Origin of the sequence: Dyella amyloliquefaciens, assembly GCF_004296575.1 — a bacterium.
In the GTDB taxonomy this organism is placed as follows: Bacteria; Pseudomonadota; Gammaproteobacteria; order Xanthomonadales; family Rhodanobacteraceae; genus Dyella; species Dyella amyloliquefaciens.
Genome location: NZ_SAYT01000003.1, coordinates 269,534 through 285,784, shown reverse-complemented (window position 1 = coordinate 285,784; position 16,251 = coordinate 269,534). Strand labels below are relative to the sequence as shown.

Sequence of the window (16,251 nt, the reverse complement as noted above, 5' to 3'; positions counted from 1 at the left end):
CGGCAAACCATCGATGGCGCCCGCGTGACGGGCGCCGTCATTCAACAGGTCAGAACCACACGCCGAGCTGGACGCCGAAGGTGCGCGGCGGCAGGTACTGCGACACGTACTGGTACACGCCTGGCGAGATCAGGAAGCGGCCCGCGCTGGTGCGTACGCGGCCATCGGTGAAGTTCTGCACGTACGCATTCACCCACCAGCGATCCTGCGGCTCGGTGTAACGCAACCCGAGATCACCGCGGAAGTACGCCTTCTGCTTGTCGCCGTCTCCCAGATTGAACACGCTCAGCCACTGGTCGGTCTGGTACTGGCCGCTGAAGCGCGGCGTCAGGCGACCACCGTTGCCCAGGTGGAAGTCGTGCTCGTAGATCGCAGTGAGCGAGAACGTCGGCGCGTGCGGCAAGTCGTTACCGGTGACGTCCATGCAACTGGCGATGCCCGACTGCGGTGCGCAGGCCGGCAGGCCCTGGTAGTCGTTGCTGCCGGCGTAGACCAGCGTACCGAGCTCCTTCTTCGGGATGTAGGACAGCACGAAGTTGGCGCGATCGTCCTGCTGCTGGTAGGCCAGCTCCGACTCGAAGCCGATGACCTTGGTGCTGCCGCCGACGTTGTTGAAGCCCAGACCTCGATTACCGTCCGGATAGGTGATCGGCGCGGACAGCTGGAAGTCCTTGAAGTCTTCGTAGTACAGCGCGCTGTTCCAGGTCATGTGACCATCGAGGAACGCGAACTTCGCGCCGACTTCGTAGTTGGTCAGCTTCTCGGGCTTGTACAGCGTGCCGGCGTCCTGCGTGCCGCCCGACTTGTAGCCGGTGGAGATGCTGCCGTACAGCAGGCCGTTCTCGCCGATATCGGTATCGATGCGTCCCAGCCAGGTGACCTCATCGTCGCTGTACTTCGCGTCGTTGTAGGTCGACACGGCGAAGCCGGTGGCGGCGCTCGGAATGGTGCTTATCGCGATCGGAACCTGCGGCACCGTCGCGTCGTAGTCCCAGCCCCAGCCACGCCCGCCGACGTTCTGCTTCTCGTCATCGGACCAGCGCAGGCCACCGGTGAGGCGCCAGTGGTCGGACATGTGCCAGGTCGCCTGGCCGAACACCGCCTTCGAATCCACCGTTTCCTTCGGCTGGATGAAGGAGCCCTGCCACGACACCGAGCCGTACTGCGTGCCGTTCATGATCGGGATGTCGAAGCGGATATTGTTGTCTTCGTAGCCGTAGTACGCACCCACGATCCAGTCGATGGTCTGCTGACCCATCGAACGCAGGTCCACTTCGTTGCTGTAGCTCTTGTAGTTGGAGTAGTTGGTGCGGTCGTTCTGGTTGGACGCGCCCGTGCTGAAGCTGGTGGGCACCTGCACGCCATCGTCCTGGTCGAACTGGCTCTTGCCCGAGAAGCGGTTGTAGCCGGCGACATAGCTCAGCTGCATGCCGTCGTTGATGTTCCAGTCCATGCGGCTGCGGAACGTGCCCGAATTGCGATTCAGGTACGGCGCCGTGTCGATCAGTGCCGACCAGAAATCCTGGCCCTGGCGCGGCGTCTGCATCAGGCTCATGTCGGGCGTGCCGCGATCGATGAAGTACTCGTACGACAGGTTCCACTTGAACGATTCGTTCGGCTGCCACAGCGCGCTCACGCGAGCAGCGGTCTGATCCTGCGCGTTGTACTTGTCGCCACTCTGCACGAACACGCTCGGATCGATCGGGCGGAAGTTGGCCGCGGTGCCGCCGGAAGCGAGATAGGCAGCCTGCTGTGACGCTACCGACGGCAGCTGCGCACTCGGATTCTGGTAATCGACGTAGCCATCATGCTGCTCATGGACAACCGCCACACGCATCGCGAACGTGCTGCTGATGGGCAGGTTCACCGCGGCGCGGGCGCCCATCTGGTTGTAGTTGCCCGCTTCGATCTGGGCGTTGCCGTAGAAGCCGGCATTGAGATCGGGCTTGGCGGTCTGGAAGCTGATCGCACCGGCCGTCGAGTTGCGCCCCCACAGCGTGCCCTGCGGACCGCGCAGCACTTCCACGCCGTCCATGTCCAGCAGCAGGCCGGAGGCAGCCTCGGCGCGCGGCGCATACACGCCATCGACGAAGGTGGCGACTTCCGGATCCGCATACTCGGTCTTGGCACTGTCATTGCCGATGCCGCGCAAGGTCAGCGTAACGACGCCATGGTCGCCCTGCGAGGTGCCCTGCAGGCCCGGCACCAGCTTGGTCAGGTCCTGCACGGTCATCACGCGCTCTTTGTCGAGCGTATCGGGCGTGATCGCACTGACGGCTACCGGGGTCTTCTGCAGCGGCGTTTCGCGCTTGGTCGCACTGACCTCGATCGCGTCCAGCTGCTTGACCTTCTTTTCGACCGGAGCCGAACCCTGGGATTGATCTTGCGATGTCGCGTCCTGGTCGGCCGCCAGCACCACGCCCGGAGCGAGCACCAGCGACATGGCAACGTACAAAGCCGAGTAGCGCAGCTTCATTTAACTTCCCCTCTCATAGTTCGGATAGTTGTGCGGCAGCGCCCCCTCGACGTGCCACGTTTGCCTTCCCATCCAGTGACAGCGCTGTCAGATCGTGATGACAGCGCTGTCATGGCTTGATCATAGAACGCCTCCCCGGCAGAAGCTTGACGCGGGGCAACATAGCCTGAAGCCACCCCAAGTCATTGTTTCAACCAACTATCGCCGGTCAATCTTGCGGTATTGCAGGCACTTATGACGCAGAGCGGAGATGTCCAGCTGCCCGATATCCGTGAAACCCTGCGAACGGCTGGCCAACCCTTCCCCTTTACTTGGCGCACTCCATGACCTGATCGGCATCGGTGCCGAGCGCGGCGCGGGCAATCGCCACCTCCGCTCCCTTGCCTGCGCCCCACGCAAACGGCTGCTCGATGTGGTGCATGTCGGCCCCCGCCTTGCGGAAGCACTTGAGCGGCACGCCGATACGCAACCACTGCCCAGGCGTCAGCATGGCCAATTGCGGACCCAGCTCGACGCGCCCCTGGCAACCCTTGCCGCATCCCATGGCGATCCAGGCGTCCTTGCCGGGCAAGGCATCGACGCGAAGCGTGGTGATCAACAACACATCGCCATTGGTTTCGCGATCGAGGTCCATCGGCGCGCGAGCGCTGATCCTCAGTTGCGCATCGCTCGTGCTCCAGATGAAACGCCGCGCATCTTCCTGCGCCTTGTAGTCGAGCGCCGTCATGCGCAACGCGCCATCGGACGTACTGGCAGGCGATACATCGCCAGGCGCTGCAACTCCGTTCGCGCCCATCAGCGTGAACGTGTAGCCGTGCACCGGCTTGCCACGCTCGAGATAGTTGCCGACGGGAATCTGCTCGCCGCTGATGCCGGACACTTCCGGCAACACAGGCAGCGTGCTGCGATCGGCATAGGTCAGGCCGTAACCCAGCGGAAACAGCGGAGCGCCCTGCCCCTGCACGGCGCTGCGCGGCCAGGCAAACGAGAGCTTGCCATGGAAGTCATGCGCAACCTTGCCGTCGCGCGTGCGCAACAACACATCAGCCACGCCGCCGCCCTCGCTGCCGGGCAGCCAGGCCGCAACGAACGCATCGGCCGCGTTGATCTCGCGATTCATCCACAACGGCCGGCCACTCAGGAACACCGCGACGACAGGCATGCCTTCGCCGCGCAGATGACGGATCAATTCCAGATCGCGGTCGTCGCCAGGTCGATACAACAGGTTGGGAATGTCGCCCTGGAATTCCGCATACGGGTCTTCACCGAAGACCACGACGGCGACATCCGGCTTGCCGGCGTGATGGCCATCGGCGGCGATCTCCACCGTGCCGCCCGCTGCCTTCACCTGCTCGGCAATGCCGGCACCGATGGATTGCGCGCCCGGGAAATTCGCGTTCTTCAGACCCGCCCCCTGCCACGTCAGCGTCCAGCCACCGCTTTGCCGCGAGATGTTGTCCGCACCCTCGCCCGCCACCAGGATGTGTTTGCGTGGATCCAGCGGGAGCAAACCGCCATTGTTCTTCAGCAACACCAGCGACTCGCGCACGGCGCGCCGCGCAATCGCGCGATGCGCGGCGTTGCCGACCACGTCCGCCGACTTGGCCACCAGCGGGTTGGATGAGGGCAAGCCCGCCTCGAACAGGCCGGCACGGAATTTCACCCGCAGGATGCGAGCCACCGCATCGTCGATGCGCGACATGGGAATCGCGCCGGACTTCACCTCGGCCAGCGTGTGCTCGTACAAGCCGCGCCAGCTGTCCGGCGCCATCAGCATGTCGACGCCCGCGTTGAACGACACCGGGCAATCTTCGTTCGTGCAACCCGGCACCTGGCCGTGGGCGTTCCAGTCACCGACGACGAAGCCCTCGAAATCCATGCGCCCCTTGAGCACATCGGTGATCAGTGCCTTGTTGCCGTGCATCTTCTGGCCGTTCCAGCTCGAGAACGACGCCATCACGCTCTGTACGCCGGCATCGATCGCGGGTGGATAACCGGCGGCATGCACGGTGAGCAAAACCTCTTCGCTGATCTGCGCGTCACCCTGGTCTTTGCCGTCCCTGGTGCCGCCATCGGCCAGGAAATGCTTGGCCGATGCCACCACATGCATGCCATCGAGAAACTGCGGCGTACCCACCTTGCCCTGCAACCCCTCGACCGTCGCGCCTGCGTATTGCGCCACCAGCTTCGGATCCTGCGAGTAACCTTCGTACGAGCGTCCCCAGCGCACATCATGAGGCACGGACAGCGCGGGAGCGAAAGTCCAGTTGAGCCCGGTGGCACGCACTTCCTCTGCCGTCGCGGCGCCGATTTCACGCATCAGCTCGGGATCGTGCGTGGCGCCCAATGCGGAGTTCTGCGGGAACAGCGTGGCGCCGACGGTACCGTTGTGGCCGTGGACGGCATCGATGCCGAACAGCAGCGGGATGGCCACATGTCCACCGCTGGTATCCATCGCCGCGCGGTGAAACGCATCGGCCAACGCCTTCCACTGGTCCGCATTGGCCAGCAACTGGCCGTTCGGCTTGGAGTTGCCGCCGGCGAGGATCGAGCCGAGCCGATACTTGCGCACGTCATCAGGGGTCACGCTGAGGATGTCGGCCTGGATCAGCTGACCGACCTTCTCCTCCACCGTCATTTTCGCCATCAGTGCCGCGACGCGCTGCTCGAGCGCGGCGTCCTTCGGCAGCGGCCAGGTCGCCCGCGGCCATTGCTCCGGGTGGACAGCGGTGTCACTGGCGGCGATGGCGCCGCCCGTCAGCAACGCCACGCACGCCGTCGCCAGGACGGTAGAGGCCAGACGCAAACGGTGACTGGTCAAAGGCACAAAGCTCTCCCAGGACAGACGCATGGCGGCTCCTCCCCGGGAGCCTGGGTGTTGCAGACTGCCAGAAATGACAGCGCTGTCAAATTGCGCCGCAACAAATCAGCCATGGCGCCCCGCGGAAGCCCCCCGCAGCGGTCTGTCCGGCGCCCGCCCGGTGGATCCCCGCAGGCAGAGGGCAAATTTCGCGTAGACCATGGCGCCTTCACCTTCCCGAATAGCCCGCAGCAGCTGGTTGGCGGCGATCCGGCCCATGTCGCGGCATGGCTGGTGAATGGTGGTGAGCGACGGCCAGATCTGCCGCGACATGGGGGTGTCGTCAAAACCGCAGACCGAGAGATCGCGCGGCACCAGCAACCCCGCTTCGTTGGCGGCCCAGATCACGCCTGCCGCCATGTCGTCGTTCGCAGCAAAGATCGCCGTGGGTGGTGATGCCAGCGCGAGCATCGTCCGCGCAGCCACCACACCCGAGTCGAACGAAAAATGTCCCTGCACCACCAGCCGGTGGTCATAACGCAGGCTGCATCGTTCCAGTCCATCGCGATAGCCATCCAGGCGCCAGCCTGATGCGCCGTGATCCGGATGGCCGGTGATATGGCCGATCCGGCGATGTCCCAGCGACGCCAGGTGCACGACCATCTCGCACGCAGCCCGCCGCTCGTCGAGCACGACACCGGCGCAGCTGTGATCGCGAGGCGCCACGCAGGCGAATGGCGTGCCCCACTCCCGCAGTCGTGCCAGCAGGTCCACATGATCACTGATGGGTGGCGTGAGGATCAGGCCGTCCAGCCGGCGCTCGGAGATCAGCTTCTCCACCTGCTCGACGAATCGCGGGCTGGTTGCATCCAGTGGCTGCAGCATCATGCTGTAGCGCTGGGCATCGCATGCTTCGAGCACGCCGTCCTGCACTTCCATCATGTAGCTTGGCGATGGATTGTCGTAGAGCAACGCGACCAGGAACGAACGATTCGCGGCAAGACTGCGCGCCGAAGGATGCGGGCGGTAATCCAGCGATCGCACCGCTTCGAGGATGCGTTGCCTGGTATCCTCGCGCACGTTGCGCTCGTTGTTGAGTACCCGCGAAACCGTCTTGGGAGACACTCCCGCCACTTTCGCCACATCGTCGATGCGTGCGCGCATAGTCACCTGAAGTCACGGTCGTGTCGCGCCCCGGCGAATCCCTGACTCGCGCATGCAGAGAAGCATCGCGGCTCACGAGGGAGAGGCTTCTTCATCCTAGCACCGGGCCCGGCGCACACTGGAAGCGCCGCCATGGTGCGTCATCTCAACCGTTGCATTCGCGCGCTTCGTCCCAACCTATGAGGTCGCGCGCGCGTACGCGCGACTACTGTTGGTGTGTGAACTACTCCGACAGCGACGTCTTTATCTGGGAAAATGCCCTCAGGGCGCGTCGCCTGGCCGACGCCGTTTTCGACTTTCTGCAAGCGGGTGACACGTGATAGAGCTGGTGGGCTTTGATGGCGACGACACGCTGTGGCACAGCGAAGGCTTCTACCAGTCGGCGCATGATGCGTTCGAACAGATCGTCGGAGGCTATGTCGATCTCACCAGTCTCGGCCTGCGCGATCGCCTGCTGGCCACGGAGCGACGCAATATCCAGTTGTTCGGCTACGGCGCCAAGGGCATGACGCTCTCGATGCTGGAGTCCGCCATCGAGATCACGCAGTCGCGCATCAGCGCCGCGGAGCTGCATCGCATCATCGCCATCGGCAAGGACGTGCTGGCGCACCCCGTGGAATTGTTGCCGGGCATCCGCGCCGCCGTGGAGGCTGTGGCCGCCCGGCATCGCGTGGTACTGATCACCAAGGGCGACCTGTTCCACCAGGAGCAGAAGGTGGCGAGCAGCGGGCTTGCCGACCTTTTCCATCGCATCGAGATCGTGTCGGAGAAGGACGAGCACGCCTATCGTCGCGTGCTGTCGGAATTCAATATCGAACCGCAACGTTTCGCCATGGTCGGCAACTCGCTGCGCTCGGACATCGCGCCCGTGGTGCAACTGGGTGGATGGGGGGTGTACATGCCTTACCACGTCACCTGGGCGCACGAAGCCGATTCGGATTTCGTCGACCACACTTCGCACGTAACCCAGGTCGAAGGCCCACATGGCATTGCCGCCGCCATCGAGGAGTTGCAGGCCCGTGCTGCCGCATGAATCCACCTCCATGCTCGATGCCGACGTTACGCGTGATCACGAACGCCTGCGCGCTTTCATCGAGGCTCATCCCAGGCTGTTCGTACTGACGGGTGCAGGGTGCAGCACGGATTCCGGCATCCCCGATTACCGCGATACGCAGGGTGGCTGGAAGCGACCCCAGCCGGTCACCTACCAGGCGTTCATGGGCGACCTCCGCACGCGCCAACGCTACTGGGCCCGCAGCCTGGTGGGCTGGCGCCGCTTCGGCAAGGCACAGCCTAATGCGACCCACCATGCGTTGGCGCGACTGGAACAACGGGGTCACGCTCACATGTTGCTCACCCAGAATGTCGACGGACTGCACCAGGCCGCCGGACACCGCAACGTGATCGACCTGCACGGCCGATTGAACGAGGTGCGTTGCATGGCGTGCGGGGCGCGCCTTCCGCGTGACGTCTTCCAGCATGCGCTGGTCGAACGCAATCCCGACTGGGCCCAGCTCGACGCGGGCGATGCACCGGACGGCGACGCCGACCTCGACGGCCGGGACTTTTCCGGATTCGATATTCCGCCCTGCCCCTCATGCGACGGCGTCCTGAAGCCGGACGTGGTGTTCTTCGGCGAAAATGTCCCGCGCGATCGCGTTGACGCGGCCATCACATCACTGAACAACGCGGATGGCGTATTGGTCGTGGGATCGTCGTTGATGGTGTTTTCCGGCTACCGCTTCGTGGCGGCCGCGGCCCGAGATGGCAAGCCGATCGCCGCAGTAAACCTGGGGCGGACGCGTGCCGATCCGCTGCTCACCCTCAAGATCGAACAATCTTGCGCAACCGCCCTGGCCTTCATAGCCTGAGCATGTGGCCATGCGCCGCTCGCGCATTGTGACAATTTGATGCAAAGTAGACTTCCCGGTCGTCTGGAAAATCATTCCATGAGTGCCAGGCTGCAGCATCAGGCCACGTCGCCACACGCCACATCGGGTCATGCCATGGTCAAGCCATTCACACCCTCGGCGTTCGATCGCATCCTGAAGACAATGGACGGCTATTTCGCCAAGGCACGCGACGCGCGCAAGCGCCTGCTGGATGAACCTTACGATCCCAAGTTGCTGCACGCATGGCGCGTCAACCTGCGCCGCGTCACCGCCACACTGAAAGACGTCGCGCGCTTCTCCGACGATGACCTCCATGATGTCCACGCCTATTTGCGCGAGTGCCGCGAAGCGACCGGGCAATGCCGTGATATCGACATCCTCGCGCAGGAAACCCTGCCGAGCTTTCTCGGGAAAAACCAGGCAGGCGGTCAGGATGACACCGTGCGCATAGTTGCCGAACGGCAGCAACGAGCTCACGCGCAAGCCCTGGTCGAGTTGAGGAAATACGACCTGACCGTGCCGCTGCGCGCCTGGCGACACTGGGAGGCCACGCTCGAATCACCCACCAAGGCGATGACGCGCAAACTGGCGGCCACCGCCATCGAACAACGCTACAGCTCGCTGCAGAAACGTGCATCCAAACTCGACGGCGGCCAGAAGACACTGCACCGCCTGCGCACGGCCACCAAGAAACTTCGCTACACCATCGAGCTCTACGCGCCTGCATTTTCCAAGCAGGCGACCACATCCTGGCTGAAGCAGCTGGCTGACTTGCAGGAACATCTGGGCTTGGCGCACGATCGCATGATGGGCCGCAAGCTCATCAATGCGCTTGCATCCAGCAATGATGCGAAGGCCCCCAAGCCGTTCCGTCGCTGGGCCAAGCGCACCGCCTACGAAGCTTCGGAAAAGGCTGCGCAGTCACTGACCCGACTGGAGCATCTGCGCCATTACTGGCGCGAGCACGCCAACTGAGCGAAGTCAGCGGCGCGCGCGGAAAAACTCGCGCAGCATCGCCGACGATTCCTCCGGCAACAGGCCGCCTTCGACGACCACCCGGTGATTGTGGCGCTCGGAGATCAGGGTATCGAAAACGCTGCCGGCAGCACCCGTCTTGGGGTCGGTAGCCGCGTAGACCACGCGGCCAATGCGTGCATGCACGAGAGCCATCGCACACATGGCACAAGGCTCAAGTGTCACGTACAGCGTGGCACCCGGCATGCGGTAGTTCGACAGCTTCTCACCAGCCACACGCAAGGCCATGATCTCAGCGTGCGCACTCGGATCGTTGAGCGTGATGTTTCGGTTCCACCCCAGGCCGATGATTTCGTCCCCCTGCACCAGCACGGCGCCCACCGGCACTTCGTTCTCGGCGTCGCGCGCATGTGCCGCCAGCTGCAGGGCGCGGCGCATATAGTTTTCGTCTTCCGGGGAAAAGGCCGGGACCGGAAGCTGCATCGGGTCGGTCATCGAAGGTCGGAGGCATGAACGGCGGCGGCCATTCTACTGCCTGAAGTCGTTGAAACCGCGCCTCCGAACATGAACCACTCCCTTGCCCTCACGCTTTCCCCACGTTTTGCAGAGGTCCCGATGCCGAAAGCCGGCTTAGCATCCGGTGCATGCATGCTTCCGACGCACAGGGCGATCGCGGCGCCGGCCCGGTAATCATCGTGGCCGCCTCCCTGGCGGTGATGTTCATCGGCGCCACGCTTCCCGCGCCGCTGTATCCGCTGTACCGGCAACGCTTCGGCTTCAGCGAAGTCACGCTCACGCTGGTGTACTCGGTCTATGTGGTGGGCAACCTGGGCGCGCTGTTCTTCTTTGCGCGACTGTCCGACCAGATCGGCCGCAAGGTCACGGCATGGCCGGCCATCGGTATCGGCATGCTCAGCGCTGCGGCGTTCGGCTTCGCTGGCGGCACGACCTGGCTGTTTGTTGCGCGTGCACTGAGTGGCTTCGCGACGGGCCTCACTTCGAGCACCTTGACCGCGTGGATCGCGGAACTGCAGTCCAGGGGGCGTGGCAATGCGGGGGCCGTGACGGCCTCCGTGGCGAATTTTTCGGGGCTCGCGATCGGACCGCTGATTGGCGGACTGCCGGCCCAGCTCGCCTTGCAGCCGCTGCGTTTGCCGTTCGCGGTGTACTTCGCGGCCCTGCTCGTCGTCGCCATCGCGTTGTTGCGCGTGCGCGAAACCGTCAAAGCGCCGAAGCGCCAGCTCGCCGCAGTGTCACTGCGCCCGCGCCTTGGCGTACCCAGGGAGCTGATCGCCGCTTTCACGGCGCCCGCGGTCACCGCATTTGTCACCTTTGCCGTGATCGGCTTCTATGCCGCGCTCATCCCCGGCGTGCTGTCCGACGCGCTGAAGGAAACACGCCCCCTGGTATCGGGCGGGGTGCTTTTCCTGCTCTTCACGGTTGCCGCGGTCGCGGTCATCGCCACCCGCGGGATGGCCAGCCGCACCGCCATGCTGACCGGTCTCGCGCTGTTTCCACTGGCCGTCGCCCTGCTGATCATGGCCGAGCACATGCATCGCCTGTCCTTGCTGCTGGCCGCATCGGCGCTGACCGGCGGCGCGGCATCACTGGGTTATCGGGGCAGCCTGGCCGTGGTCAATCGAATCGCGCCGGAAGAGCGGCGCGGGGAGGTCGTGTCGACCTATCTCATCGTGATGTTCAGTGGCAATTCGCTGCCTGTCATCGGCATCGGGCTGCTGTCGGCGCAAACCGGCCCCGCGTCCGCGCACGCGGCATTCGCAGGACTGATCATCCTGCTGGCTCTGCTCGGGCTGTCGGTGGGCTGGAGATATGCGCCCGCAGACCACACCTGGGGGAGCTAGCTGCCCTGATGAAGCGTGCCCCCCTCGGGGCGCACGCTGTCTTTTCCGGCCTGAGTGAAACTCAGCCCGGCGGATCCTCATCCTGCTTCGTCGTCGTGTCCTGCAGCAGGAGGAGATAACTGGCCGCCGCCCAGCTGAAGTTGCGCGACTGATAGCCGCGCCCCGTCAACGGGTCGTAGTTTTCATAGGTCGGCGCCTGTCCAGTCAGCCCTGGTGGCTGCAGTACCAGCCGGCGTGCCATGGCGTCGGCTTCCTGCTGGTAACCGTAGCGCCTGAGCGCGACGACGCCGAAATACGCCTGGTCCAGCCACACCGGGCCGCGCCAGTAACCCTTGATGGGCGCGAAGTGCGGATCATCCTTGGCCAGCGTGGGGAACGGCATCAGCGTGGCGAACTTGTTCGGGTCGAGCATGACGCGGGCAACCCGGCCGGCCTGCTCCGCGCTGGCCACGCCGGCCCATAGCGGAATCCAGCCTTCCGAGCCAAACACGGTGACGCGTTCGTCGCGACCGAGCCTCGCGTCGAAGAAGTAGCCGGCCGTGCCGTCGTACATGCGCTGGCGGATCAGCGTCTTCATCCGGCCCGCTTCCTCGCGCCACCGGGCCTGGTCGGCGGATTTGCCCAGCACGCCGGCCAGTTCGGCCAGGTCGAGCTTCTCGCGATACAGGTAAGCATTGAGATCGACCGACTCCTGGTCCAGCGACCAGGCGCCGTCGGCATTCTTCAGCATCCGTGCGCGATCGAAACGCACGGCGTTGTCCATGCCGCTCTCCCAGGCCGCGGCGATGCGCGTGCCATCGGTTGAGCCGTATTCGGCCAGGCCATTGTGGTCGTGGTCGCGCGCGCTGAACCACCAGCGGTGATAGCGCACCAGCTTGTCGTACATCTCGGCGACGAAGTCCTTGTCGCCGGTGCTCCGATAGATCTCCAGCACCGCCCAGGTCGCCAGCGGCGGCTTGGTGTCGCGCCAGTTGTTGCCGGCCTTGTCCAGGTAGACACAGTCGGGAACCATGCCGTCCGCGCCCTGGAAGTCGAACATGGCGCGCACCTGGTCGCGGGCCAGCGCCGGCGCGAAATGCGCCAGAGCAGCGGCATGCTTCCACGAATCCCAGGCCCAGAAGCCGTTGAAATCAGGATTGGAATACGAAGGAACCACGCCGTCGTGGTGCAGGTCGCCGCGAGCGGCACGCCAGTTGCCCAGCAAGGTCAGCATGGCCTTGACCGACAGGCGCTCCGCCACCTCATCGGTCACGCCTGCGAGATGGCTTACCTTGGCCGACTTCAGATAGGACTCCCAGCGCACACGGTTTTGCGTCCACGCGGCCGCCTCGTCGATCGATGGCCAGGCAGCCGCATCATCGACCAGCATCTGCTCGACGTACACCGTGGTCGTCTCGCCCGGCTGCAGGTGCAAGGCCTGCGCTGGTTCGATGCGGTATTGACTGCCATTCACCGAGGCGTGCGCCTCATCGTTGCCACCGGCGCGCCAGCGCGTGACCACGCGCGAGGGCGAGCCCGTGAAGCGCTGCGTCACCTCACCGGCCGATGCGCCTAACTGGCTGCCCGCCAGCTTTTCCGCGGTACCGAGGATCGACAGCCTGGTATCACGCGCAACGCTTGAGCTCAGTTCTATCCTGACTACCGCCAGCCGGGCGTCGGCGTAGAACAGCGTCTGTCGTACCTGCAGACCGTCAGCCGCATAGTTGCGCATCAGGTAGCCGGGGCCGGCATGCGCCTCCTGCGAACGCAGCGCGATGTCCTGCCCGCTGGCCGCATCGCGCAACTGCATCTGGGCGAAGCGTCGTCCCGCCCAGCGCCCGTCCTGCAGGCTGTGCACGAACGGGCCTGAGAAGCCGCTCGTTGCATCGCCGGCCAGCGGCAGGCTGTAGCCATGCCACGCGCCGGCGTCGAAAAAGATATTGAAGCTTCGGTCCCTGGCATCCGCCGGGGTGCCATGCATGTCCAGCACGTCCAGATAGTGCGCGTCAGGCGGCACGCCATCCGTCACCGCGGCGCGCGCCGCACCGCCGAAGACCAGCGCCGCGGCCAACGCCGCGGCAAATCGATGCTTGAGGAATGGACGAACCAAAGCGAGCCCCCGGGGATTCAATGCACGACGGCAGGACGGTCGGCACGCACACGTCCTGCCACACCCAACAGGCCTGGCGCCTGCATGGCGGCGTCGAACCGCCGCCATGCAGACTAGCCAATGGGAGTCATGGCTGCCAGAACGTCGGTCAGAACTGGTACTTGACCTGGAAGTTGACCTCGCGCCCCTCGATCGAACGCGCCAGGATCACGCCGCCACCGCTGGCGAAACCAAACAGGCGGGCATTGCCTTCGGTAATGCCGATCTGGTTGGTCAGGTTGGTGCCACGCAGGGTAAGCACCCAGTTCTTGCCGATGTTGGCCATCGCGCCGAAGCTGAGGTCGTAGAAGTCGCCCAGCGGCTGCTGTTCGAGCTGGTCGCCATAACGGTCGCCGACATACTCATAGGTCAGCCAGAACTTCATGCTGCCCCACACCGTCGGGATGGAGTAGGCCGGCGTCACGCGGTACTGGATGCGCGGCTGGCGGTCGAGGCGCTTGCCGTCGATGCTGTCGCACTGGTCGCTGCCGTCCTGCGCCACGTAGGGCACGCAGCCCTGGTAGTCGGAGTAGTGGCCATCCATGTAGTTGCCGCTCAACGCCACCGTGAAGTTCTCGAACGGCTTGACCGTCACCGCCGCATTGACGCCTTTGGTCTCCGAACCATAGACCAGGTTGATCTGGCCAGCGTCGGTGGTGATCGAGTACGGCACGCCGTGGAACAGACGGCGATAGGCGGCGATGTCGGCGAAGATCCACGAGGACTGGTACTTGAAGCCCAGCTCCATGTTGTGGATCTTCTGCACCGGCGGGTGGCCCAGGTTGACTACGTCATCGAAGCTCGGCAGGAACACGCCGTCGTTGATGCGCGCGTAGGCGCTCATATGATCGTCGATGAGGTAATTCGCACCCAGTGTCCACGACGGCGCGCTGCGCGAGCTGCTGGGATGCTGGTAGCTGTCGGTCAGGAACTCGGCGTTGTTGTTGTAGACCGTGTACGGGTTGTTGTCGAGATCGCCCGAGGCGGTGTTCTGGAACCAGCCGCCGATGTCGTCATGCTGCATGCGCACGCCGCCGTCCAGGCGCCACTTGCCAATGTTCCATTCGTCGGCCAGATAGAACGCCGTGGTGGTTGCGTGCCAGCTCTCGTTGAAGGCCATCCACGACTGCGGCTGGGAATTCCAGAACAGGCCCTGCGAATCGGTGAGCGCGTAGTTGTTCACGCCATCGGACAGGTTGACCACGATGGGGTTCGGGTTGTTCTTGGCCTGCAGCAGCATGTTCAGGCCGTCTTCTTCCACGTGATGCAGCGAGTACACGGCCGTGTAGTTGCCCATGGTCAACGTGTTGCCTTCGAACAATTCCTTGCTCAGGCGGAACTCGTTGCTGACCGACTTTATCCGCTTGTGGATGTACTCGGGATTCTGGACCGAGATGTTCTCGTTCATGTTCGCCGGCTGGCCGTTGCGATAGGTGGCCGTGGCGGTGAGATTGGACGGCAGGCCGAACGCGGCCTCGGAATCGGAGATGAAGCTGGACAGCGTCTGCGGGTTGGCGCCGGTGCTGAAGAACGCCGTCGTATCCATATTGCCGCCGACGAACAGCAGCTTGTCCGAGAGCGACCAGCCGTTGTCGAAATCGAGGTCCAGGTTGGCGCCCAGCATGTGCACGTCACCGCCCTGGCCGTTGGCCATGTCGATGTGCTGGCCGCTCGGCGAGCAGCCCGCGGTATAGCAAGGCGCGAGTTCCAGGAACTGGTAGCGGTCGGCATTGCTGCCGAACGTGCCGGTCAGCGGGCTGAAGCCCGGATACGCCGAGAACTGCCCCGCGCTCGGATTCAGGATGGGCGTATCCGTGACGAACTGGTTCTTGTCCTTGAGGTCGCGCGCATAGAACATCAGCGAGCCGTGCTCGAGGTCGTGGCTCAGCGTCGCGGTGAGCTGGCCGCCCTTGTCGGCCGGGAACTGCGGATCGCGCACACCGTTGGACTCGCGCCAGAAGCCGCCGATGCTGCCGTACCAGCCGCTGTCCTTGCTGATCGGAAAGCCGTAAAAGCCATCCACGCGAACCATGCCTTCGGAACCGTAGGTGACGCCGATGTCGCCGGCAGGCGTGCTGCTGCCTTCGCGCAGGATGAAGTTCGCGATCAGGCCAGGCTGGCCGTTGCCGTAAAGCACCGAGGTGCCGCCCTGCACCGCTTCCAGGCGGTTGACGGTATCGTCGAGGCGGACCATGGCGTCAGTGAAGTAGTCCCACTTCGGGAACAGCGGCGAGCCGTTCATCTGCATGGTGACGAAGGGCGCACCGCTGTCGGAGGGGAAGCCTGCCACTTCGATATTGGCGCCGGTCTGGCCGCCGGAGGATTCGGGGTAGACGCCCGGCGAGACCTTCAGCAGGTCCGCCACGCTGATCGGATTGAGTTCCTTGATCTGCTCCAGGCTGGCCGTCGTGACCGAATAGCTGGCATCGATCTTCTTGATGCCGCCGGCCGACGAGTTGCCGGTGACCACCACCTGGTCCAGGCTCTGCACCGTCTTGTTGGCGGACGCATCCTGCTGCCGCTGATCGGCCGGCTTGCCGGCCTGCGCAGGCGCGGGCTGCGCCTGGCCATTCGCCACCGGGGGTGCTGCATCCTGCGCACGGAGCGCGCCCGTCATCAGCACCGTACTGATCGCCGTAACCAGTATCCGCTTATCGATCTGCTTCCAACCTTTCATGTGGAAAGTTCCTCCCCGGAACATATGAATGTTGTCTTCTTGGTGAAATCGATTCGGCCGCGCTGACGCACGGCCCGTATTGCCCAATTCCCACTGACCCCTGGTGCGCGAAGCCACCCACCGGCCTGCGAGACGCGCAGGGATCCTATCAGACTTCTTCCTATTTGTCCGACAATAGTACGATACGAAAAACAGACAATATGGACGGTCGCGTATGGTGGCCGGCGGCAGCGCAGACATGCGTGTTTGCGCTGCACAAGAGCGGCTCACGGGGAGC

At 64.2% G+C, this 16,251-nt stretch carries 10 protein-coding genes; 4 read left to right on the top strand and 6 right to left on the bottom strand.

Annotation, left to right across the window (positions count from 1 at the left end; translation table 11 throughout):
* Positions 1-49: 49 nt before the first annotated feature.
* From EPB08_RS09730 to EPB08_RS09720, 3 genes are all read right to left on the bottom strand, one after another.
* On the bottom strand, positions 50-2,476 hold the full coding sequence (locus EPB08_RS09730) for a TonB-dependent receptor (RefSeq protein ID WP_130618890.1): 2,427 nt from the start codon (positions 2,474-2,476) through the stop codon (positions 50-52).
* Between the two features lie 307 nt (positions 2,477-2,783).
* The gene (locus tag EPB08_RS09725; RefSeq protein ID WP_130618889.1) at positions 2,784-5,327 is read right to left on the bottom strand and encodes a glycoside hydrolase family 3 protein; all 2,544 of its coding nucleotides are present in this window, start codon (positions 5,325-5,327) and stop codon (positions 2,784-2,786) included.
* Positions 5,328-5,402: 75 nt separating this feature from the next.
* Entirely contained in the window at positions 5,403-6,440 is a 1,038-nt protein-coding gene (locus EPB08_RS09720) for a LacI family DNA-binding transcriptional regulator (protein WP_130618888.1), read from the bottom strand.
* A 316-nt stretch (positions 6,441-6,756) separates the two neighbouring features.
* On the opposite strand from EPB08_RS09720, the gene EPB08_RS09715 reads away from it, so the two are divergent.
* The 3 genes from EPB08_RS09715 to EPB08_RS09705 all read left to right on the top strand — a co-directional run bounded on the left by EPB08_RS09715 (position 6,757) and on the right by EPB08_RS09705 (position 9,307).
* Entirely contained in the window at positions 6,757-7,473 is a 717-nt protein-coding gene (locus EPB08_RS09715) for an HAD family hydrolase (protein ID WP_130618887.1), read from the top strand.
* 10 nt (positions 7,474-7,483) lie between these two features.
* Positions 7,484-8,311 carry an NAD-dependent protein deacetylase gene (locus EPB08_RS09710; protein ID WP_130619007.1) on the top strand — a complete coding sequence of 276 codons (828 nt, stop codon included), beginning with the start codon at positions 7,484-7,486 and terminating at the stop codon, positions 8,309-8,311.
* Between the two features lie 78 nt (positions 8,312-8,389).
* Positions 8,390-9,307 carry a CHAD domain-containing protein gene (locus EPB08_RS09705; RefSeq protein WP_165418466.1) on the top strand — a complete coding sequence of 306 codons (918 nt, stop codon included), beginning with the start codon at positions 8,390-8,392 and terminating at the stop codon, positions 9,305-9,307.
* A 6-nt stretch (positions 9,308-9,313) separates the two neighbouring features.
* Here EPB08_RS09705 and tadA read toward each other — a convergent pair whose 3' ends face one another.
* A complete protein-coding gene (gene tadA, locus EPB08_RS09700; protein WP_130618885.1) occupies positions 9,314-9,802 on the bottom strand; it encodes a tRNA adenosine(34) deaminase TadA in 489 nt (162 codons plus the stop codon).
* A gap of 149 nt (positions 9,803-9,951) precedes the next feature.
* On the opposite strand from tadA, the gene EPB08_RS09695 reads away from it, so the two are divergent.
* Positions 9,952-11,169: an MFS transporter gene (locus tag EPB08_RS09695; protein ID WP_130618884.1), complete on the top strand. Its 1,218-nt coding sequence runs from the start codon at positions 9,952-9,954 to the stop codon at positions 11,167-11,169.
* A 61-nt stretch (positions 11,170-11,230) separates the two neighbouring features.
* Here EPB08_RS09695 and EPB08_RS09690 read toward each other — a convergent pair whose 3' ends face one another.
* Both EPB08_RS09690 and EPB08_RS09685 read right to left on the bottom strand, forming a co-directional pair.
* Positions 11,231-13,258 carry an MGH1-like glycoside hydrolase domain-containing protein gene (locus EPB08_RS09690; protein ID WP_165418465.1) on the bottom strand — a complete coding sequence of 676 codons (2,028 nt, stop codon included), beginning with the start codon at positions 13,256-13,258 and terminating at the stop codon, positions 11,231-11,233.
* A 148-nt stretch (positions 13,259-13,406) separates the two neighbouring features.
* The gene (locus tag EPB08_RS09685; RefSeq protein WP_130618882.1) at positions 13,407-15,974 is read right to left on the bottom strand and encodes a TonB-dependent receptor; all 2,568 of its coding nucleotides are present in this window, start codon (positions 15,972-15,974) and stop codon (positions 13,407-13,409) included.
* Between the last annotated feature and the right edge of the window lie 277 nt (positions 15,975-16,251).

What these genes read in the sequence shown, in the direction of transcription:
- EPB08_RS09730 (WP_130618890.1), bottom strand. Translation starts at nt 2,476, where the DNA reads ATGAAGCTGCGCTACTCGGCTTTGTACGTTGCCATGTCGCTGGTGCTC.
- EPB08_RS09725 (WP_130618889.1), bottom strand. Translation starts at nt 5,327, where the DNA reads ATGCGTCTGTCCTGGGAGAGCTTTGTGCCTTTGACCAGTCACCGTTTG.
- EPB08_RS09720 (WP_130618888.1), bottom strand. Translation starts at nt 6,440, where the DNA reads ATGCGCGCACGCATCGACGATGTGGCGAAAGTGGCGGGAGTGTCTCCC.
- EPB08_RS09710 (WP_130619007.1), top strand. Translation starts at nt 7,484, where the DNA reads ATGCTCGATGCCGACGTTACGCGTGATCACGAACGCCTGCGCGCTTTC.
- EPB08_RS09705 (WP_165418466.1), top strand. Translation starts at nt 8,390, where the DNA reads ATGAGTGCCAGGCTGCAGCATCAGGCCACGTCGCCACACGCCACATCG.
- tadA (WP_130618885.1), bottom strand. Translation starts at nt 9,802, where the DNA reads ATGACCGACCCGATGCAGCTTCCGGTCCCGGCCTTTTCCCCGGAAGAC.
- EPB08_RS09695 (WP_130618884.1), top strand. Translation starts at nt 9,952, where the DNA reads ATGCATGCTTCCGACGCACAGGGCGATCGCGGCGCCGGCCCGGTAATC.
- EPB08_RS09685 (WP_130618882.1), bottom strand. Translation starts at nt 15,974, where the DNA reads ATGAAAGGTTGGAAGCAGATCGATAAGCGGATACTGGTTACGGCGATC.